Source organism: Nocardia wallacei, from assembly GCF_029869545.1.
GTDB lineage: Bacteria > Actinomycetota > Actinomycetes > Mycobacteriales > Mycobacteriaceae > Nocardia > Nocardia wallacei_A.
This window is the reverse complement of sequence record NZ_JARWQD010000212.1, coordinates 1-19303: the sequence shown is the minus strand read 5'-3', so window position 1 is coordinate 19303 and position 19303 is coordinate 1. Positions and strand designations below refer to the sequence as shown.

At 69.7% G+C, this 19303-nt stretch carries 19 protein-coding genes; 6 read left to right on the top strand and 13 right to left on the bottom strand.

What is annotated here, in order from left to right:
* Positions 1-46 precede the first annotated feature (46 nt).
* Positions 47-3076, bottom strand: coding sequence for a sensor histidine kinase (locus tag QH290_RS18030; RefSeq protein WP_280384072.1), 3030 nt, complete (start codon positions 3074-3076; stop codon positions 47-49).
* 264 nt (positions 3077-3340) lie between these two features.
* On the opposite strand from QH290_RS18030, the gene QH290_RS18025 reads away from it, so the two are divergent.
* Positions 3341-4129, top strand: a complete 789-nt coding sequence (locus QH290_RS18025; RefSeq protein WP_280265601.1) for a DUF4389 domain-containing protein — start codon at positions 3341-3343, stop codon at positions 4127-4129.
* Here QH290_RS18025 and QH290_RS18020 read toward each other — a convergent pair.
* Genes QH290_RS18020 through QH290_RS18010 form a run of 3 tightly spaced genes read right to left on the bottom strand, consistent with a single transcriptional unit; the run spans position 4081 to position 6729 of the window.
* On the bottom strand, positions 4081-5079 hold the full coding sequence (locus tag QH290_RS18020; protein ID WP_280265600.1) for an ABC transporter ATP-binding protein: 999 nt from the start codon (positions 5077-5079) through the stop codon (positions 4081-4083). The two genes, QH290_RS18025 and QH290_RS18020, sit on opposite strands and share 49 nt — an antisense overlap.
* Complete coding sequence (locus QH290_RS18015) at positions 5076-5930, bottom strand: ABC transporter permease (RefSeq protein WP_342213240.1); 855 nt, start codon at positions 5928-5930, stop codon at positions 5076-5078. The genes QH290_RS18020 and QH290_RS18015 overlap by 4 nt, the downstream gene beginning before the upstream one ends.
* The gene (locus QH290_RS18010) at positions 5923-6729 is read right to left on the bottom strand and encodes an ABC transporter permease (protein WP_280265599.1); all 807 of its coding nucleotides are present in this window, start codon (positions 6727-6729) and stop codon (positions 5923-5925) included. Before QH290_RS18010 ends, QH290_RS18015 begins: the two co-directional genes overlap by 8 nt.
* A 306-nt stretch (positions 6730-7035) precedes the next feature.
* Here QH290_RS18010 and QH290_RS18005 point away from each other — a divergent pair, with 306 nt between their 5' ends.
* Both QH290_RS18005 and QH290_RS18000 read left to right on the top strand, forming a co-directional pair.
* Positions 7036-7707, top strand: coding sequence for a hypothetical protein (locus QH290_RS18005; protein ID WP_280265598.1), 672 nt, complete (start codon positions 7036-7038; stop codon positions 7705-7707).
* Between the two features lie 172 nt (positions 7708-7879).
* Positions 7880-8731 carry a glycosyltransferase family 2 protein gene (locus QH290_RS18000; protein ID WP_280384070.1) on the top strand — a complete coding sequence of 284 codons (852 nt, stop codon included), beginning with the start codon at positions 7880-7882 and terminating at the stop codon, positions 8729-8731.
* 10 nt (positions 8732-8741) lie between these two features.
* Here QH290_RS18000 and QH290_RS17995 read toward each other — a convergent pair whose 3' ends face one another.
* The 9 genes from QH290_RS17995 to QH290_RS17955 form a co-directional block, all read right to left on the bottom strand.
* Positions 8742-9497, bottom strand: a complete 756-nt coding sequence (locus QH290_RS17995; RefSeq protein WP_280265596.1) for an NYN domain-containing protein — start codon at positions 9495-9497, stop codon at positions 8742-8744.
* Positions 9487-10056: a hypothetical protein gene (locus QH290_RS17990; RefSeq protein ID WP_280384068.1), complete on the bottom strand. Its 570-nt coding sequence runs from the start codon at positions 10054-10056 to the stop codon at positions 9487-9489. Before QH290_RS17990 ends, QH290_RS17995 begins: the two co-directional genes overlap by 11 nt.
* A 90-nt stretch (positions 10057-10146) precedes the next feature.
* The gene (gcl, locus tag QH290_RS17985; protein ID WP_280265594.1) at positions 10147-11937 is read right to left on the bottom strand and encodes a glyoxylate carboligase; all 1791 of its coding nucleotides are present in this window, start codon (positions 11935-11937) and stop codon (positions 10147-10149) included.
* A gap of 46 nt (positions 11938-11983) precedes the next feature.
* Positions 11984-12370 (bottom strand): allophanate hydrolase-related protein, encoded by a 387-nt coding sequence (locus tag QH290_RS17980; protein WP_280384066.1) that lies wholly within the window; start codon positions 12368-12370, stop codon positions 11984-11986.
* A 16-nt stretch (positions 12371-12386) separates the two neighbouring features.
* Positions 12387-13391, bottom strand: a complete 1005-nt coding sequence (gene alc / locus QH290_RS17975; RefSeq protein ID WP_280384064.1) for an allantoicase — start codon at positions 13389-13391, stop codon at positions 12387-12389.
* On the bottom strand, positions 13392-13799 hold the full coding sequence (locus QH290_RS17970) for an amidohydrolase family protein (RefSeq protein ID WP_280384062.1): 408 nt from the start codon (positions 13797-13799) through the stop codon (positions 13392-13394).
* A gap of 400 nt (positions 13800-14199) precedes the next feature.
* The gene (locus QH290_RS17965; protein ID WP_280384060.1) at positions 14200-15339 is read right to left on the bottom strand and encodes a glycerate kinase; all 1140 of its coding nucleotides are present in this window, start codon (positions 15337-15339) and stop codon (positions 14200-14202) included.
* A gap of 18 nt (positions 15340-15357) precedes the next feature.
* The gene (locus QH290_RS17960) at positions 15358-16257 is read right to left on the bottom strand and encodes a 2-hydroxy-3-oxopropionate reductase (RefSeq protein WP_280384074.1); all 900 of its coding nucleotides are present in this window, start codon (positions 16255-16257) and stop codon (positions 15358-15360) included.
* On the bottom strand, positions 16254-17063 hold the full coding sequence (locus QH290_RS17955; RefSeq protein ID WP_280384058.1) for a hydroxypyruvate isomerase family protein: 810 nt from the start codon (positions 17061-17063) through the stop codon (positions 16254-16256). The genes QH290_RS17960 and QH290_RS17955 overlap by 4 nt, the downstream gene beginning before the upstream one ends.
* A gap of 331 nt (positions 17064-17394) precedes the next feature.
* Between QH290_RS17955 and uraD the strand changes: the two genes are divergently transcribed.
* Genes uraD through pucL form a run of 3 tightly spaced genes read left to right on the top strand, consistent with a single transcriptional unit; the run spans position 17395 to position 19136 of the window.
* Positions 17395-17892 carry a 2-oxo-4-hydroxy-4-carboxy-5-ureidoimidazoline decarboxylase gene (uraD, locus tag QH290_RS17950; RefSeq protein WP_280384056.1) on the top strand — a complete coding sequence of 166 codons (498 nt, stop codon included), beginning with the start codon at positions 17395-17397 and terminating at the stop codon, positions 17890-17892.
* Positions 17889-18224 (top strand): hydroxyisourate hydrolase, encoded by a 336-nt coding sequence (gene uraH / locus QH290_RS17945; protein WP_280265587.1) that lies wholly within the window; start codon positions 17889-17891, stop codon positions 18222-18224. The genes uraD and uraH overlap by 4 nt, the downstream gene beginning before the upstream one ends.
* A gap of 6 nt (positions 18225-18230) precedes the next feature.
* Entirely contained in the window at positions 18231-19136 is a 906-nt protein-coding gene (gene pucL / locus QH290_RS17940) for a factor-independent urate hydroxylase (RefSeq protein WP_280265586.1), read from the top strand.
* Positions 19137-19303 lie beyond the last annotated feature (167 nt).

Below are 19303 nucleotides of genomic sequence, written 5' to 3'. Positions count from 1 at the left end.
GATGACACGCCTGTAGCAGAGGTTCAACGTACGCGAAACGGTCTCGTCAAGCGCGCGAGGAAGACTCGCGATGCCGGAGCCCGCCCCGGATCCACGCCCCGGCCCCCGGGGGGGCCCCCCCCCCCCCCCGCGCCCCGGCAGGGGCGCCGCCAGGGGGGGGGGGTGCGCGCCCGGCCGCAGCGCGGGGGATGCGCTGGGGGGGTTGGTGTGGGGTGGGGGGGGGGGGGGGGGGGCCCGCCGGGGGCCGGGGCGTGGATCCGGGGCGGGCTCCGGCATCGCGAGTCTTCCTCGCGCGCTTGACGAGACCGTTTCGCGTACGTTGAACCTCTGCTACAGGCGTGTCATCGGCGCTGTGAGGTCCCGGTGCGCCGGTGCGCGAATCGGGCTGTGACGAGCCGGTTTTCGGCGAGGTGTGCCCGGGATCGGCGGGGATGTTCCCCTCGGGGGAGCCGGTTGCGGCCCTGCTGCGCTGCGCGGCATACAGCGAGTCCTTCATCGGCCCGGGCGGCAGGGTGGGGAAGGGATCGGGCTGCGGCCCGGGGGAATGCTGGGCGGCGCGGTCCGCGGCGAGGCGGTGCCTGCCGAGGCGCTCGCCTCCGGGCCCGGCGCCTGGGTGATCGTCCGATTGCCGCCCGCCGCGCCGGTTCTCGCCGTTGCCGGGGAGAACGGACGGAAGCACGGAACCGGTGGAGCCGGGCAACGGCCCGTCGGACGCGGTGGTGCGCCCGCCCGCCCCGCGGCCTGCGCCGGTTTCGTCTACGGCGGGCCCCGGGGTGCGGTCTGCGCCGGTCGTGTGTGCCGCGGGCCCTGGGGAGTGGGCGCCGGTGGTGTGTGCGGCGGTCCCTGGGGTGCGGTTTGCGCCGGTGGTGTGTGCGGTGGGCCCTGGGGAGTGGGCGCCGGTGGTGTGTGCGGCGGGCACTGGGGAGTGGTTTGCGCCGGTCGCGGGGGCGGCGGGCATCGTGGCGCCGTCGACGGTCGGTGTTCGAACTGTGGATGTTCGGGCCGCGGGATCGTTCGCCCCGCCCGGCGCGGGGCGCGCCGGTGCCCGATCGCCCGGCACCTGCCGATCCGGTTCGTATCCGTTCGATTCGTGCGAGTCCCGCACGGCGTGCTCCACCTCCTGCGTGGTCTCCGGCCGGGGCGCGTGGGGATCGGCCAGCAGCGTTCCCGGCAGCAGCAGCCGCGCGACCACGCCGCTGACCGGCGACACCATGAGTTCCACCTCGATGCCGAGCCTGCGGGCCAGCCGCCCGACGACGTAGTGGCCGAGGAACCGCGTCGGCGCCACCAGGAAGTCCGCCTCGCCGCGCAGCCGGGCATTGGCGTCGGCCAGATGCTCGGCCGACATCCCCACCCCGTGGTCGACGACCGCCAGCAGGTACTGCTGGGCCAGGCGCCGTCCGTAGATCTCGACCTCGAGATCCGGGGGCGAGAAGGCCAGCCCGTTCTCGATGAGCTCGGCCAGCATGTGCGCCAGCTCGCTGACCGCCGCGCCGGTGATCGGAACATCGTCGATGCGACGCAGCGCCACCCGCCGGTAGTCGTCGACCTCCGACAGCGCGGCGCGCACGACGTCGGTCAGCGGGATCGGCTCCGCCCAGCGCCGCGGGCTGGCCTCGCCGACGAGCACCAGCAGGCTCTCGGCGTTGCGGCGCATGCGGGTGGCCAGATGGTCGAGCTCGAACATGTTGGCCAGCATCTTCGGGTCGAGTTCTTCCTTCTCGAACTCGCTGATCAGCGCCAGCTGCCGGCGCACCAGATTCTGGTTGCGCCGCCCCAGATTCGCCAGCGATTCGGTCGTATTGCGTTGCAGCAGCGCCTGTTGCGAGGCGAGCTCGTAGGCGGTGGCCTGCACGCGATCGAAAGCCTCTGCCACCGAGACGATTTCGGTACTCGCACCGGCCGGGGTGCGCACCGGCCGCGGCGGATCGGGTTCGGTGCCGGTGGTGGTGTGCCAGGCGTCGATCAGCTCGGGCAGCCGCCGCGTGGCGACGTCGTCCGCCTCGCTCGACAGCGCCGCCAGCGGGCGCACGATGGCGCGCGCACTCGCGACCACCAGCACGACCAGCGCGAGCAGGGCCAGCACGGCCGCGCCGGTGTACACCCCGAGCTTGATCGCGGCGTCGGTGCGGAGCTGGTCGGCCCGGCGCTCGATGGCGGCGCCGACCGTGCCCTGCACGCCGCGCTGGGCGTCGATGACCGAGGTCATCTGCGTCCACCACTCCGCGGCGGCGACCGGCCGCGGCAGCGGGCCGCGGTCGGCGGCGAGCGCGACGGCCTCCGTCTCGGCGGCCCGGACGGCGTCGTCCGACCGTGCCACCGCGTCGAATCCGGCCCGCTGGTCCGGGTCCGCATTCTGCTCGAAGGCCGTCACCGCGGCCTGCCGGGCCGCGCGAATGGTGAGGAACTGCGAATATTCGCCCGGTCCGAATCCGCCCGCCGTGAAGACGCCGTTGAGGAAGCCGCGTTCCTGCGCGGCGAATTCCTTGGCCTCGCCGAGCGAGTAGAGGGCCTGCAGCCCGCGCCACACCCGCTCGTCGCGGGCATGATCGAGGCCGGGCCGCGCCTGACCGAGCGTCCCGATCGCGCCGGTATAGAACTGGAAGGCCCCGGGCCGGTCGACGCGGCGATTGTCCACCTCGTCGCGCGTGCCGCCCAGGGCGCTGAGCTGGCCGAGCGCGGTGCGGACGCGGCTCGCGCCGGGCGCGTCGGCGAGCAGTGCGGCATCGAGCGCCCGCCGTGCCGCGTCGGTGGCCGCGCGCTGGGTGTCGAGGGCCGGGCGCAGTGTCGCGTCGCCGCTGAGCAGGCCGTTGGTGAGGCCGCGTTCGCGCTGGAGCTCGTGCATCAGATCCTGCGCCGACAGCGCGAGCGAGACCGCGCGGGCGGTGGCGTCGGTGTCGCGATAGGACCCGACCTCGCGCGCGACGATCACCCCGAGCAGCACCAGCGCCAGCGCGATCGACGCCACCAGCACCCGGGTCAGCTGCCCCAGAATTGTGCGCGGCCGGACCAGCCGGACCGCCGTTGTGAGCTTTTTGCTACCTGTCGGCAACAACCGCGTTCGGCGGAATCGCACTTGCTACTCCTCGCTTTCCGCTCGACGCCCGACTCCCCGTCGCACGCCACGGAGAATCAGAAGCAACCTGGCACACCCGGCTCGGTTCCGCAACAGCAATCGGGCCGCGCGACGGCAGGTGGCGCGAATGCGACACGCCCTCCGCGGCGCGCCGGAGATGACACGTCCAGTGTGGAAAGTCCCATAGATTTCGCGCCCGATGCGAAACAATTGATCGCACGACGGCTCGTCGACGAGCCGAATACGCCCGGAAGGAGCGTGATCATGAATTCTGCAGCACCCGCGTACCCGGTCCGCGTGCGCGGTGACCTGGATCCCGGCCTGTCACGATGGCAGTGGATCGTCAAATGGATTCTGGCAATTCCGCATTACATCGTGCTGTTCTTCCTGCACATCGCGTTTGCCGTCGTCACGGTGATCGCGTTCTTCGCCATATTGTTCACGGGCCGTTATCCCCGTGCGCTTTTCGACTTCAACGTCGGCGTGCTGCGCTGGTCCTGGCGCGTGGAGTTCTACGCGCTGTCCGCGCTCGGCACCGACCGCTATCCGCCGTTCAGCCTGCAGTCGCGCGACGACTATCCGGCCGATCTGGAGGTCGATTATCCCGAACGGCTCAGCCGCGGACTGGTTTTGATCAAATGGTGGCTGCTGGCGATTCCGCACTATCTGGTGCTGTGGGCCTTCACCGGCGGCTGGCAGTCGTGGGGAGATCACGACGGCGACTACGGCGGCGGCGTCTTCTTCGTCTCGCTGCTGACCATCCTGCTGCTGATCGCGGTGATCGGCCTGCTGTTCACCGGCCGGTACCCGGGCGGGTTGTTCGCGTTCGTGATGGGTCTGAACCGGTGGATGATCCGGGTGTACTCCTACGCCACGCTGATGCGCGACGAGTACCCGCCCTTCCGCCTGGATCAGGGCCCACGGGAACCGGAACCGGCGGTAGCGCCGAGCGCGGGTGCACCGCTGCGCGGGCCCGGCGAAGCGCCGCCGGAACCGGCACCCGATCAGGGGCCGAGCGAGCCCGGCCCGAGCGGGCCCGGGGCCGCGTCGTAGATCCGGCGCACCACATCCTCGATGTCGGGCTCCTCGATGGACAGGTCGCGGACCTCGGTGTGGGCCGAGACGGCGGTGAGAAGCTGTGCGGCAGTGGTGGTTTCGGGGTCGAAGGCCAGCCGCTGCCGGATGCCGCCGCCCTCGCTGGACACCAGCTGAGCGCCCGGCAGGCCGACGAGATCGGTGGTGGGTGCGGCGAGGTCGACCACGAGCACGCGCCGCATCCCCACCGTCGCGGCCAACCCGGTCAGGGAACCGTTGTAGGCCAGTCGGCCGTGGTCGACCACCAGCACCCGCTCGCACAGCCGCTCGATATCGCCCATGTCGTGGGTGGTCAGCAGCAGGGTGGTGCCGCGCTGAATCCGCTCGTAGGACAGGAATTCCCGCAGCCGCTGCTTGGCCAGCACGTCCAGGCCGATGGTGGGCTCGTCCAGGATCAGCAGTTCGGGTGAATGCAGCAGGGCCGCAGCGATTTCCGCGCGCATGCGCTGCCCGAGCGACAGCTGGCGCACGGGCGTGTCGAGGGTGTCGGCCATCTCCAGCTGCTCGACCAGCTCGTGGATGCGCTTGCGCGCGGCGTCGGGATCGAGGCGGTGGATCGCGGCCAGGATCCGGAACGATTCGCGCAGCGGCAGATCCCACCACAGCTGCGAGCGCTGCCCGAACACCACGCCGACGCGACCGGCCAGTTCGCGGCGCTGCCGCACCGGTTCCAGTCCGCAGGTGCGCACCGAGCCGGAGGTGGGGACGAGGATGCCGGTGAGCATCTTGATGGTGGTGGACTTCCCGGCCCCGTTGGCGCCGATATATCCGACGGCGGAACCGTGTTCGACCCGGAAGCTCATGCGGTCGACCGCGGTCAGCACCTCGCGGCGGCGGCGCCAGTGCCCCTCCTCCTTGCGCCGCAGCACGAACTGCCGGGTCAGATCCGTGATCTCGATCGCGTTCATCCACCGCCTCCCTGATAGTGCCGTACACCCAGCTGCCAGCACGCCAGTGCGAGAACCCAGATCCACAGTGCCGCGATCGGCGTGGCCCACGCCAGTGCCGAGGGCAGCCAGGGCGGGCCGGGCAGCCGGAGCAGCGCGATCGTGGGCAGGTAGGCGACGAAGGCCACCGGTACGGCGAATCCGAATACCAGGATCAACGGTCCGGAGAACACCGATGCCGGTTGCTGGGAGGCGAACGAGCCGCCGTAGGTGAAGCTGTTGGTGAGTTCTGAGCCGTCGATGAGAAAGAACTGCAGCCCGGCGGCGCAGACGAACAATCCGGCGAAGATGGCCACACCGGCCGCCAGCGACAGTAGCAGCAGTGCGAATGTCCCTGCCGTCCAATCGATGTCGTTGACCACCAGGCCCGTGCACAGCACCGCCGCGGCCACGCCGGCGCGGGCCAGGCGGCGCAGCGAGATATCGCTGGTGATCAGTTGCAGCAGCAGCGGCTGGGGCCGGAGATGGAAGGCGTCGAGGGTGCCCATGCGAATGTAGGTGGGCAGGGTGTCGGTGTGCCCCACCGCGATCTGCGCCAGCGCGAAGGCGAGATTGGACAGCCCGAACAGCAGCAGCATCGCGTGCAGATCGAGTCCGCCGAGCACGCGCACGTTGTGGTAGATCACCCAGACCTCGGCGAACTCCACCAGGCCGATCAGCAGCGAGGACAGCAGGTCGGCGGCGAACGACAGCGGGTAGGCGCGCTGGGAGCGCACGCGCGAGCGCAGCACCGCGACGTACGGCCGGAGCCAATTGCCGTATGCCGCAGGAGGTTCCGGGGCTATTCCGGGGGGTAGGTCCGCATCAGCCACCCTGGACCTCCAGCTTCCGCCGCCCCGCCCGCAGCAGCAGCCGCCCCAGGGCGACCCCGGCGATCACCCACAGCACCTGCACGCCGATGACGTGGAGCGCCGCCAGCCCGCTCGCCCGCCCCGACAGCACATCGATCGGGGACTGCAGCAGCGAGGGGAACGGGGTGAGCTTCGCCAGGGTGTACAGCCAGCCCGGGAACAGGTGCACGGGGAGGAACAGGCCGCCCAGGAAGGTGGAGACGATCTGGTACAGCAGCCGAATCCCGCGCGTCTCCACCAGCCAGAAACCGACCAGGCTCACCGCGAACAGCAGCAGGAACGAAATCGTCACCGCCAGTACGACGCTCACCGCGCCGAGCAGGTACGGCATGCCGGTGTGCGGCAGGCCCAGGCTCATGGTGAACATGCCCGCCGCGACGCTGGGCATCCCGCGCAGCAGCAGCGTGCACCCCGCGCGGCCGAGATCGGCGGCCAGATGGGAGAACTGGATGTCGACGGGGCGCAGGAAGTCGACGGCGATGTCGCCGTTCTTGATTCGTTCGACGATATCCAAGGGTGGCCCCATCACCCCGAGCGCGCCCAGCAACCCCTGGGACAGCCACACGTAGGCGCCGATCGAATCCGTGGTGTACCCGCCGAATTCGGTCGTGGATCGTACCGCCGCCAGCAACACCGACGCGCGCACCAGCCCGAACACCACATTGGTGAACATGCCCGCGAACATTGCCAGCCGATAGTGCCACTGCCTGCGGAAACCCGCCTCGGCCAGGCAGAGGTAGACACGAGGATCGGCGCGCACAACCAAGTCACGCTACGGCCATAGTGTTGCGTTCACAACAGGATTCGGGAATCGAGGGCGTTCCGATAGTGATACCGGGCGGTTGCTGAGTCGGTGTGAGCGGTCGGCGTCGGCGCAAAGATTTCGTGTGGGAAACGGATGGTCCGTGGGTTCACGCGTAAAGGGCACGTATGGAGCGACGATCGCGCCGGGGTCCTGTGCCTAGCATGCCGAGATGGTTTGTCGTGGGCCCGATCTGGTGACATCCCTTGTGCGCTATCGGATTTGCGTCGATTCGGCGCGGTGGATCCGCTGTGGGGATCGGCGATGACCCGCCCGACCCCGTGGCAGCTGAAGGAACGCCCACCCAGCGCGGCTCCCGTACGCGGGGGTCGGTGGACGGCTTTCCGCGGCCGTGTGGCCCGACTGCGCGGGCACGGGATCTTCCTGGCCGCCGCCGGGGCGAACATCCTCACGTTCTGCCTGCTGTTTCTGCCCTGGCTCACCGTCACCGGGCCGGACGGGACCGCGCGTGCCAACGCCTTCGGGCGTATCCAGGCCACGACCACCTACATGATGGGCTGGTCCAAGGGCGGGCCGACCACCGCGAACATCAGCGGCACCTGGGCGGTGCTGACCAGCGCGGCCATCATCGTGATGGTGACGGTGGTGGTGATCAACCTGCGGCGCCGCTCGCGGGCGCTGTCGCGGGCCGCGGCCGCTTCCGGTGTGGCCGCGGCGCTGTGCGTGCTCCTCACGCTGCGCCACCTCAACAGCCGGGCCTCGGATCTGTACGACATGACGCAGCGCGGCTGGGATACGGGCGGTCAGGTCGGATCGTGGATCCAGTGGGCCGTCGCGGGCGGTGATCTGGTGCTGCCGGGCGCCCGGCCCTCCCCGTACGCCACCACCAGCATCACCGCCGCCGCGATGATCGCCTGTGCCGCCTCGATCGTCGCGGCCGTGGTGACGGTGACGGCTGCGCAATCGCGTCGATGACCGAAGTGTGCCATTGCGGGGAATGTCGCAGGGCACAGTAGTTTTCGGAAATGGTCGTGTTTATCTACAGTGGGAAGCGGATATCGTTTACCCGCCGGGGGTAACCGTGAACAATCGACGTTCGGTTATGCGGCATCGATGATCCACCTGCAAGTAGATTTGGACAGCTTTCGTGGAAGAGACGAATCCACCGATCGTGCTCAGTGTCGTGATTCCCGTTCTGAACGAGGCGAAGAGCATCACTCGAACCCTGGACCACCTGGTCGCGCAGGCCGCCGTCGACGAGATCGTCGTCGTCGACAACGGAAGCACGGACGGCACCCGGCAGCTCGTCGAGAATTATTCCCGGGAACATCCGCGGGTGGTGGTCGTCACCGAATCGCAGCGGGGTGTCGCCCGCGCCCGCAACACCGGATTCGACACGGCGCGGGGCGAATACATCGGGCGCACCGATGCCGATACGCTGGTTTCTCCGGACTGGGGTGCGGTCATCCGGCGGCATTTCGACGACAATCCCGATTGTGCCGCGGTGACGGGTATCGCGACCTATCACGATTCGCCGGTCGGTGTCCTGCTCGAACTGGGCATTCTCGTGCAGCGCGGACTCGGAAAGCTCGGCGGGCGCGTGGGCAATATGTACGGGCCGTCCATGGCGATCCGCCGCACGGCCTGGGAGAAGGTGCGCGGCGACACCTCCGTCCGGCCCGACGTGGTCGACGATCTGGACCTGGCGATCTGCCTGTTCCGGCACGGGCAGATCATTCACCAGCTGGTCGATATGCGGGTGCGAACCTCTTCTCGTCGCCGTCGGCTCAGCCCGCGGCGCTGCCTGCAATTCCATCGGGGCGGGTTACGCACGGCCCGGCGGCACGAGGTCCCGATCCGCTGGCCGCACTACGCGATCATCGCCGCCGCCCTGATCTCGCACACCGTGCAGTGGCCCCTCTACCGATTCTGGGACTTCGACCGCCGCCGCTTCACGCTGCGTCCGGACGCCGAACGCCAATTCCCCCTCGGCGACTGAGCGCGGCCGCCTACTTCTGGGGCCGGTAGCGGATGTCGCGGACGTAGGTGACCTCGGGTTTACCCTCGCCGGGGCTGCGACCTTCCAGGTCGAACAGGGTTGTGGCGGTGAATAATTCGCCGAGCTTGGTGTAGCCGTAGGTGCGGGGATCGAAGTCGGGACGCTGCTTGTTGATGATGGAGCCGACGCCCGACAGCATCGCCCAGCCGGAGTCGTCGGAGGCCGCGTCCACGGCGTTGCGCAGCAGGTTCATCAGCTTGGCATCGCCCTTGAGCTGGTTGGTCGCGGTCTTGCGGGACTTGGGGGTCGCGGCCTCTTCCGTTGTGGCGGTGAGGTTTTCGGTATAGATGAACTTGTCGCAGGCGGCGACGAACGGCTTGGGGGTCTTGCGCTGGCCGAATCCGTAGACGGTCAGGCCGGATTCCCGGATGCGGCTGGCCAGCCGGGTGAAATCGCTGTCGCTGGAGACGATGACGAAACCGTCGAGATTGCCGGTGTAGAGCAGGTCCATCGCGTCGATGATCATCGCCGAGTCGGTGGCGTTCTTGCCGGTGGTGTACCCGAACTGCTGGATCGGCTGGATCGACTGGTCCAGCAGCTGTTCCTTCCAGCCCTTGAGGTTCGTATTCGTCCAGTCCCCGTAGGCCCGCTTGACGTGCGCGGTGCCGTACTTGGCGACCTCGGCCAGTAGCCCGTCGGCATTGCCGGGTTGCGCGTTGTCGGCGTCGATCAGTACGGCGAGCCGGGTGGCGTTGTCACTGGTCATCGGTCGGCTCCCGGTTCTCGAGGGATTCCAGCTCGGCGCGCATCTTCGCGACCTCGACGGCGAGTTCGTCGCGCAGCTGCTCGCGCTCGAGCAGGCTGATGCGCAGGCTGTCGATGGTGTCGTTCATCGAGGCCAGCTTCCGGTCGGCGCCCTCGAGCTGCCATTCGAGGACGGCCCGGCGGCCGACGTGCAGGCTGGCGTCGGCGACCCAGCCCACGACGTGGTCGAGCCACTCGGGCTGCTTGGGCATGGGCACGGATTCGTCCCAGCCGCGCCGCAGGGCGGGCTTCGACGAGAGCACGCGCTCGGCGGCCGGGCCGGAGACGGGGGCGTTCATCTGCGCGAGGCTCAGCTTTCCCGCGCTGGTCACGACGGCCGTGAGCCGGTACAGCCCGGCCAGGTGCATCCGCAGCTCCGCCGTGCCCCGCCCGTCGGCGTCCATCGCCCCGAGCCAGGGCCCGTCCGCCGCGTCGAGGATCGACTCGATCACCCCCAGCTGACCGACCCCGCGGCGCAGCCGGGTCGCCCGTTTACGCAGGTCGTCGGCCGTGGCAGTCATCTGATCCCAGTGCACACTGACGAGGGTAGGCGCTACCGCGACCTCCGTGGCGGACCAGCGGTCGGGGCGGCGGGCGCGCGTGGCGCCGGGTCAGGCGAGCGGCAGCAGGGCGGTCGGGGCGTCCGCGGCGGTCTCGGCGAGATCCTCGAACTCGGTCACCTTGTCGATGTCGGCGGCACCCATGGCGATATTCGTGACCTTCTCCAGGATGATCTCGACCACCACCGGCACCCGGAACTCCGCGGCCAGCCGCCGGGCCCGGTCGAAGGCGGGGCCGATCTCGTCCGGATTCTCGACCCGAATCGCCTTGCAGCCTAGGCCCTCGGCGACCCGCACGTGGTCGACGCCGTAACCCTTGGCCTGGCCGATCGAATCGTCGCCGTTGATGTTGTCGAAGCCCAGCTGCACGTAGTAGTCCATGTCGAAGGCCCGCTGTGCCTGCCGGATCAGGCCCAGATACGAGTTGTTCACCAGCACGTGCACATAGGGCAGGTTGAACTGGGCGCCGACGGCGAGTTCCTCGATCATGAACTGGAAGTCGTAATCACCCGACAGCGCAACGACGTTCGCCTCCGGATCGGCCGCGACCACGCCGAGCGCCGCGGGCACCGTCCAGCCCAGGGGACCGGCCTGGCCGCAGTTGATCCAGTTGCGCGCCTTGTAGACGTGCAGCATCTGGGCGCCCGCGATCTGCGAGAGCCCGATCGTGGACACGTAGCGGGTGTCGCGCCCGAACGCCCGGTTCATCTCCTCGTACACCCGCTGCGGCTTCACCGGGACGTTGTCGAAGTGGGTCTTGCGGTGCAGCGTCCGCTTGCGGTCGAGACAGTCGGCGACCCAGTCCGAGTAGTCCGGCAGAGTTCCGGCCTGTTTGCGCTCCTTCGCGACCGCGATCATCTGCTCGAGGGCGGCCTTGGCGTCGGAGGCGATGCCGTAGTCGGGCGGGAACACGCGGCCGATCTGGGTCGGCTCGATGTCCACGTGCACGAAAGTGCGTCCCTTGCGGTAGGTTTCGAGCCCGCCGGTGTGGCGGTTGGCCCACCGGTTACCGATGCCCATGACGAAGTCCGAGGCCAGCAGGGTGGCATTGCCGTAGCGGGTGGCGGTCTGCAGTCCGGCCATGCCCGCCTGCAGTTCGTGATCGTCGGGAATGATGCCCCAGCCCATCAGCGTCGGAATCACCGGAACCCGCAGCAGCTCGGCGAGTTCCACCAGCAGATCCTCGGCACCGGCGTTGATGATGCCGCCACCGGCGACCAGCAGCGGGCGCCGGGCGGCGGTCAGCATGTCCAGCGCCCTGGCCGCCTGGGCGCGCGTCGCCGCCGGTTTGTACACCGGCAGTGGCTGATACGTGCCGGGGTCGAAGTCGATCTCGGCGAGTTGCACGTCGAGCGGCAGGTCGATGAGCACCGGGCCCGGACGTCCGGATCGCATCAGGTGGAACGCCTGCTGGAACGCCCCGGGCACCTGCGCCGGCTCCAGCACGGTCATCGCCATCTTGGTGACCGGCGCGGCGATGGCCGCGATGTCGACGGCCTGGAAGTCCTCCTTGTGCAGCCGGGCGGTCGGCGCCTGGCCGGTGATGCACAGGATCGGAATCGAGTCCGCGATGGCCGAATACAGGCCGGTGATCATGTCGGTACCGGCCGGGCCCGAGGTGCCGATGCACACGCCGATATTGCCGTGCGCGGCCCGGGTGTAGCCCTCGGCCATATGCGAGGCGCCCTCGACGTGGCGGGCGAGCACGTGCTTGATGCCGCCGTGGGCGCGCAGCGCCGAGTAGAAGGGGTTGATCGCGGCGCCGGGCAGGCCGAACGCCTGGGTGGCGCCCTCCAGCTCCAGAATCTTCACGGCCGCATCGACGGCTCGCATCCGTGTCATGACGTGGTACTCCAATTGTCCTGTGTAAGTGTGGTTTCCGGCGCGGTCAGGTGGTGACGGTGTTTCCGCGGTAGGTGCGCCAGTCGCCGATATCGGAGATATCGATCAGTTCCGGCGAGCCGAGCCGGTCCTGGCGCAGCACGGTCGCCAGGCAGGCGGTGCCGTCGTCGAGTTCGATCAGGCCGAGCTCCAGTTCCGGGGGCTCCGCCGGAATCAGGTTGTCGCGCAGCACTTCCATCGGCACGTCGTAGACCTCGCCGGCGACCGCGCGGCCGTCGGCGTCGGTAGCGATCATGGCCGGGAAGCGGTCGCCGACGGAGTAGTAGCGGTACTTCGGTGCGCTGCGCGCGGTGCGCACCAGCGGCGCGCCCGCGATCTGGTCGTGCAGGCGGCCGCCGCGCATACCGTCGCCGTTGAGGAACATGAGGACCATCGGGATCTCCGTTCGGTCAGTCGCCGGATGTGGCGGTGAAGCGGTCGTGCAGATGCTGCCTGCCGGTCGCGGTGAGCGAACCGTACAGGCGCAGGCGGGCGATGCCGCCGTCGGGAAAGACGTTGAGCCGCACCTGATTCACGGGCCGGTCGCCCGCGAGGCGGAACCGGTGCGGGGCGTCGGGCTGCAGGGCGACGGGCTCCAGCAGCGATACCAGGTCACCGCCGGGGGTGTATCCGTCCAGCGAGATCCGGGCGGGTGCGTTGCCCTTGTAGTGGGTGGTGTCGAGTTCCAGTACGGACGGGACCGCCTCGGCGGCCAAGGCTATTGTGGCCCAGTCGTTTCCGTCGTCGCGGCGGCGGCGCGTCTCCCAGCCGTCGGCCATGAACCGCGAAATACCCGGCTGCAGCATGTTGTTCGGCGGGGAGAAGAACCCGTCACTGCAGGCCACCGCACGGCCGCCGTTGCGCAGCGCCACCAGATCGAACGGCACGTCGTCGATCCATTGCGGATCCGGGACCGCGGTGCCGTGCACCCGCAGTCGCGCGATACCGCCGTCGGGATGCATGTTCAGCCGCACGTGCGTCAGGCGCCGATCCTCCGACACCTCGAACACGTTGTGGCTGTCGCCCTCGACCGGCGAGCGCGGGACCACCGTGTGCCAGTCGGCGGCCAGCAACTGCTCGACCGTGGGCTGGCCTGTGACACAGGCGCCTTCGATCGACACCTGCGGGGGATAGTTCCCGACGAAGTGCGCGGTGTCGACGACGAGCGCGGCGGGGACACCGGCGATGCCGAGACGGATGAGCGCCCAGTCGGGCCCGGGACTGCCGTCGCGGCGGCGGCGGGTCTCCCAGCCGTCGTACTCCTGACCCTTGTTGTTGAAGGTGTGCGGGCGATACACCGGCGCCGCGTCGGCGATGAGATTCTCCCGCTCGGCGAAGAACTCGTCGTTCGCGGCGACCACGCTGCCGCCGACCCGGCGGACGGCCAGGTCGGGTAGCTGGGACCAGTCGCTCATCTAAACCCCTTTCTGCAGCAGGCGGCCACGGGGGTGGTCGCCGGTGATGTGCTCGCCGCGCAGCCAGGTGGATCGCACCACGCCGCGCAGCGTGCGGCCGTCGTAGGCGGTGATCGGATTGCGGTGCTGCAATGCCGTCGCGTCCACGACGAATTCCTCGTGCGGCGCGAAGACGCACAGGTCCGCGTCGGCGCCGATCGCTATGCGGCCCTTGTGATTCAGGCCCACCAGGTCGGCCGGGCCGGTGGCCATCCAGTGCACGACATCGGTGAGTCCCGCCCAGTCCGGCGCGTCGAACGGCACGATCTCGGCGATGCGCCCGTCCCGGACCACCACCGACGCCGCGACCTCACCGTTGGGCGTGATGACCCGGCGAGCGCGAAACACCTTGGGTGCGTTGGTATTCACGGAACTCTCCTGTACAGATACGAAGCTCGAATGTGGCTCCCCGCCGCCGAGCAACGGAACGTCCTGTCCTGCCGCAGGTCGCTGCGGCGCTCGCGCTGTCGCCCGGATGCGCCTCTCGTCGCCCTCGGCGCGGGCCCGGGCGGGTCCGCGCGCCGAGGACGCGCAGCGGTCGACGGTGTCCCCGGTCCCGGACAGGGCCGGAACGCGGGTCGTGCGGCCGCAGCGGCGGTCGGGTCCGCGGCGGGACAGGATGGCGGCGGGGAGCCGGGGCGGCCGGCACCGCCCGGTCCATGGACTGTGCGGATGCTCCGTCGGCCCAGCGGAAGTCGGGACCCATTGACGGCGGGATGGGTGCCCGGCCTCCGCAGGGCCGACGGCGCGGCCAGCGGGAGTGGGGTGGTCATGGGGTGGGGGTGGGGAGGAAGGCTTGGGCTATGTGCTCGGCCTGGCGGGTCAGGAGTTTCGTGGCGTGGTCCTGGCAGCGTCGGACGTCGGGTTCGAGATCGGTGAGGGGGTAGGCCGCCGCGAAACCGGCCGAGTGCAGTTGGTCCGGGGTGAGAAGGGTGCGGCCCGCGACCGCGACCGTGGGCACGCCGGCGGCGGCCGCGCGGGCGGCGACTCCGGCGGGGGCCTTGCCGTGCAGGGTTTGCTCGTCCAGGGAACCCTCGCCGGTGATGACCAGGTCCGCGTCCTTCAGGCTGCGGTCGAACCCGGCCAGGTCGAGCATGACCTCGATGCCACCGGCGCGGCGCGCGCCGAGGACGGCGATCGCGGCGAAGCCGATGCCACCGGCGGCACCGGCGCCGGGCCGGGCGGCGGCGTCGAATCCGGTGCGCCGGGCGACCAGCCCGGCCCAATGCGTGAGGCCCGCCTCCAGCGCGGCCACCGCACCGGCACCGGCCCCCTTCTGCGGGCCGAAAACGCTTGCGGCACCGACGGGTCCGAGCAGGGGATTGTCGACGTCGCTGGCCAGCAGCAGATCCACCTCGTGGATGCGGGGATCGAGCTGGTGCAGGTCCAGGTAGGCGATGTCGGTCAGCCCACCGCCCCCCGGACCCGCCGGACGCCCGTCCGCGTCCAGCAGCGCCGCGCCCAGTCCTGCCAGCAGGCCGGCGCCACCATCGGTGCAGGCGCTGCCGCCCACACCGAGAACCAAGGTGCCGCAGCGGGTGTCGAGCGCCGCCCGGATCAACTCGCCGACCCCGCGACTGGTCGCGGTCAGCGGGGCGGGCGTGCCGCCCGGCAGCTGCGACAGCCCGCATGCCGCGGCGGCCTCCACCACCGCGACACTTCCGTTGTGCGCGAACGCCGCCCGCACCGTCTCGCCGGTCGGCCCGCTGACATCGGCTGTGGCGCGGTCGAATCCGGCGGCCACCGCCGTGTCCACCGTCCCCTCCCCGCCGTCGGCCACGGGGACCCAGCGGATGTCGGCGTCGGGGCGAACCCGGCGGATTCCGGCCGCCACCGCATCGGCGACCTCTCCGGCCGTCAGTGACCCCTTGAACTTGTCGGGAGCCAGGACGATTCGCGGTGCGTTCATGCGTTCACCTCTGCGCTACTACTTCTCGCCGCGGCCGTTGAGGTTCTCGATCACCTTCAGCAGCGCCGAATGATCGAGCGAGCCGAGGCCCTGGGCCCGGCCCGCGGCGATGAGCGACCCCACCAGCGCGCCGATCGGCAGCGCGATATCGGCCTGCCGGGCGGCGTCGGCGACGATGCCCATATCCTTGTGGTGCAGGTCGATTCGGAAGCCGGGGGCGAATTCGCGGGCCACCATGGACGTGCGCTTGAGCTCGAGGATGCGGCTCCCGGCGAGCCCGCCCGCCAGCACGTCCAGCCCCTTGCCCGCATCGACGCCCAGCGCCTCCATCAGCACGATGGCCTCGGCCACCAGGGCGTAGGTGCCGCCCACGACCAACTGGTTGGCCGCCTTGACGATCTGCCCGGCGCCGTGCCCGCCGACGTGGATGAAGGTCTTGCCGACAGCGTCGAAAATCGGTGTGGCGGTGGTGAAATCGGGTTCGGCGCCGCCGACCATGATCGAGAGCACGCCCTGCTCGGCCCCGGCCTGCCCGCCGGACACCGGCGCGTCGAGCACCCGGAACCCGCCGTCCGCGCCCGCCTCGGCGATCGCGATGGAGCTTTCCGGCCGGATGGTCGAAAAGTCGATCAGCAGAGCACCTTTCGGTGCGTGCGCGAACACGCCGTCCGCGCCGAGGACGACCTCCTCGACCTGAGGATGGTTGGGCAGCATGGTGATGACGATCTCGGCGTCGCGCACCGCCTCCGCGATGTTCCCGGCCCGCTTGCCGCCCTCGGCCTCCAGCTTGTCCAGGGCCTCGGTGTTGAGGGTGTAGCCGGTGACCTCGTGTCCGGCGCGTACCAGGTGGCCCGCCATGGGTGAACCCATGATGCCGAGGCCGATGAATCCGATCTTGCTCATGCACTTGCTCCTTATCGCGTGGGCAGCCAGGCGAAGCTGTCGGCGCTGGCGCCGGAGGGGATGTATTCGGCGGCGATATGGCCGCGGTATCCGGCCGCGCCGATCTTGTCGACGTAGCCGAAGAGGTCGAGTTCGCCCGTGCCGGGCTGGTGCCGCCCGGGGGCGTCGGCGATCTGCACGTGGGCGATCCGGTCGCCGTAGTGCTCGATGACCTTGTCCAGGTCGTCGCCGTTGGTGGCCAGGTGATAGAGGTCCGCGAGCAGGCCCAGGTTCGCCGCCCCCTGCGCGGCGCGCACCCGATCGAGCACGCCGATCACGTCCGCGGCGGTCTTCAGCGGATAGGCGGCGATGCCGCTGACCGGCTCCAGCAGCACGGTGCCGTCGATCTCGGCGATGGCCCGCGCGGCCAGGCCCAGATTGCGCAGCGCCACCTCGTCCTGCTCGCCGGGGTCGACCCCCTCGATTCTGTTGCCGTACAAGGCATTGAAGCCGCGGCAGCCCGACCGGCGGCCGATTCCGACGGCGACGGCCACGCTGTCGGCGAACTCCTGTTCACGCCCGGGCCACGACACCAGGCCGCGTTCGCCCGCGGGCATATCACCGGCGAACAGGTTCAGGCCGATCAGCCGCACCCCCGCCTGCTCGATGGCCTGCACGAACGCATCCACCTCGGCATCGGCCGGGGTGGCGGTGTCGAAGGGCCACCAGAACTCCACGGCGTCGAAACCGGCCGCCTTGGCGGCAGCGGGGCGGTCGAGCAGGGGGATCTCCTTGAACAGGATGGACAGGTTCACCGCATAGGGCAGTGGTTGTTCGGTCATGTGGCCTCTTCTTCTCACGGTGCCGGTCGACGAGTCGGTCGAGGATAGATGTCCGGGAACGCGCTGGTCGGAGCGCTGTTCGGACCTGTCACGGAGGGCGTCGATGCCCTGGCGCTCATAGCGAGGCGGTTCCGTGATGTGAAATCTTTCTTCCGCTATTCGACGGTAGCGGCAACGGAGTGTGGCGGTCAACACTTTGGCCGAAATCCGGGTGATCCTCGTCGGACCCGTTGACAGGTCGTTGTGATCGGCCTTACATTCGGTTCTACGGAATTTGAATTCCGCATTGCAGAAGTTACAGCGACCGGTCTTCCGGATGGAGGTGCGTCCGGTGACGGAACCGCAGTCGATCGCCCGGCTCAACCAGCTGCCCGCCGACGCCTGGCGGGCGGCACTGGAATCCGTTGTGGCCGTGGCGGAATGGGTCGAGGAGGTGGTTTCCGCCCGGCCGTATCCCGACCGGGCGGCGCTGCTGGACCTGGCCGAGCGGTCGGCACTCGCGCTCACCGGGCCGCAGGTGCGGCAGGCCCTGGCCGACCACCCGCGCATCGGCGCCACCACAGCGCCCGGGTCGCGGGCCGCGCGCGAACAGTCGGGGGTCGACGCCGCCGACGCCGAACTCGCCGAGCGGCTGCGCGACGGCAACCTCGCCTACGAGCGGAAGTTCGGCCACATCTACCTGGTGTGTGCCTCGGGCCGCAGCGGCTACGAGATGCTCGCCGACCTGTCGCAACGGCTCGGCAACGAGCCGGGCGACGAAATCCTGGTCACCCGAAGAGAACTCGCCGCCATCGCACGAAAGCGGCTGGAACGGATGGTTGTTCAATGACCCGTAGCGCCATTACCACCCATGTGCTCGACACCGCGGCCGGTCACCCGGCCCGGGGTGTCGCGGTGCGCCTCGAGGCCCGCGCCGGTGACGGCTGGCGAGAGCTGGGCACCGGCCGCACCGACGACGACGGCCGGATCACGGCCATCGGCCCGGAGCGGGTGGACGCCGGCGACTATCGCCTGATCTTCGACGCCGCAGGCTATTTCGGCGATCGCGACCGATTCTTTCCCGAGGTGACGGTGACCTTCACCGTCGCCGATCCGCGGCAGCACCACCACGTGCCGCTGCTGCTGTCCCCGTTCGCCATCTCCACCTACCGAGGGAGCTGAACTTCCATGGCCATCCAGCTCGGGCCCAATCAGTACGGCAAGGCCGAGAACCGTCTCGTGCGAGTCTTCCGCGACACCGCGCGGCACCGGATCCGCGACCTCAACGTCTCCTCCGCGCTGCGCGGCCGGTTCGACGACGCCCACATCACCGGGGACCAGCGCGACATTCTGCCCACCGACACCCAGAAGAACACCGTCTTCGCCTTCGCCAAGGAGAAGGGTGTGGAGGCGATCGAGGATTTCGGCCTCACCCTCGCCGACCACTTCATCGCCCGCTGCCCGGGCGCCGACGGCGCGCGCGTCGAGATCGACGAGTATGCCTGGGAACGCATTCCGGTCGACGGCATCGGCCACGACCACTCGTTCGTGCAGCGCGGCGGGGGCGTGCGGACGACCGTCGTCAATGTCGACGGGGTGGGTCCGGACCGGCGCGCGCACGTGGTCTCGGGCATCAAGGATCTGGTGGTGCTGAAGTCGACCGGGTCGGAGTTCCACGGCTACTTCAAGGACAGGTACACCACGCTCGAGGAGACCGACGACCGGATCATGGCCACCTCGCTGGTGGCGCGGTGGCGTTACGACCACACGGATGTCGACTGGGACAAGTCCTTCGACTCCATTCGCTCGATCCTGTTGCGGCAGTTCGCCGCCGTGCACTCCTACGCCCTGCAGCAGACCCTCTACAGCATGGGGCGCGCCGTGCTCGAGCAGCATCGCGAGGTCGCCGAGATCAAGTTCTCGGCCCCGAACAAGCACCACTTCCTGTACGACCTGGGACGTTTCGGCATCGACAACCCCGGCGAGGTGTTCATCGCCGCGGACCGGCCCTACGGGCTGATCGAGGCCGCGGTCGAGCGCGACGACGCCACCGACCGGGGCGCGGCGTGGCACGGGATCCCCGGCTTTTGCTGAGCCGCCTTCCGGCAATCCGAATACAGGAGGTGCGGCGATGGCTACGTCGGGCGTGAAACCCGAAGAACCCGTACGACATCCGGTCGAGGGGGGGGCGAGCCCCCGGGCGGGGGGGGGGGGGGGGGGGGGGGCCCGAGCGGGGAGGGGGGGGGGGGTGGGGGGGGGGG

Bases quoted from the DNA above. Each gene is read 5' to 3' on its own strand.
- QH290_RS17955 (WP_280384058.1), bottom strand. From the start codon at position 17,063: ATGACCGAACAACCACTGCCCTATGCGGTGAACCTGTCCATCCTGTTC.
- QH290_RS17980 (WP_280384066.1), bottom strand. From the start codon at position 12,370: ATGGTCCTCATGTTCCTCAACGGCGACGGTATGCGCGGCGGCCGCCTG.
- uraH (WP_280265587.1), top strand. From the start codon at position 17,889: ATGACCCGTAGCGCCATTACCACCCATGTGCTCGACACCGCGGCCGGT.
- gcl (WP_280265594.1), bottom strand. From the start codon at position 11,937: ATGACACGGATGCGAGCCGTCGATGCGGCCGTGAAGATTCTGGAGCTG.
- QH290_RS18020 (WP_280265600.1), bottom strand. From the start codon at position 5,079: ATGAACGCGATCGAGATCACGGATCTGACCCGGCAGTTCGTGCTGCGG.
- pucL (WP_280265586.1), top strand. From the start codon at position 18,231: ATGGCCATCCAGCTCGGGCCCAATCAGTACGGCAAGGCCGAGAACCGT.
- QH290_RS17995 (WP_280265596.1), bottom strand. From the start codon at position 9,497: ATGACCAGTGACAACGCCACCCGGCTCGCCGTACTGATCGACGCCGAC.
- alc (WP_280384064.1), bottom strand. From the start codon at position 13,391: ATGAGCGACTGGTCCCAGCTACCCGACCTGGCCGTCCGCCGGGTCGGC.
- QH290_RS18025 (WP_280265601.1), top strand. From the start codon at position 3,341: ATGAATTCTGCAGCACCCGCGTACCCGGTCCGCGTGCGCGGTGACCTG.
- QH290_RS17965 (WP_280384060.1), bottom strand. From the start codon at position 15,339: ATGAACGCACCGCGAATCGTCCTGGCTCCCGACAAGTTCAAGGGGTCA.
- QH290_RS17990 (WP_280384068.1), bottom strand. From the start codon at position 10,056: ATGACTGCCACGGCCGACGACCTGCGTAAACGGGCGACCCGGCTGCGC.
- QH290_RS18005 (WP_280265598.1), top strand. From the start codon at position 7,036: ATGACCCGCCCGACCCCGTGGCAGCTGAAGGAACGCCCACCCAGCGCG.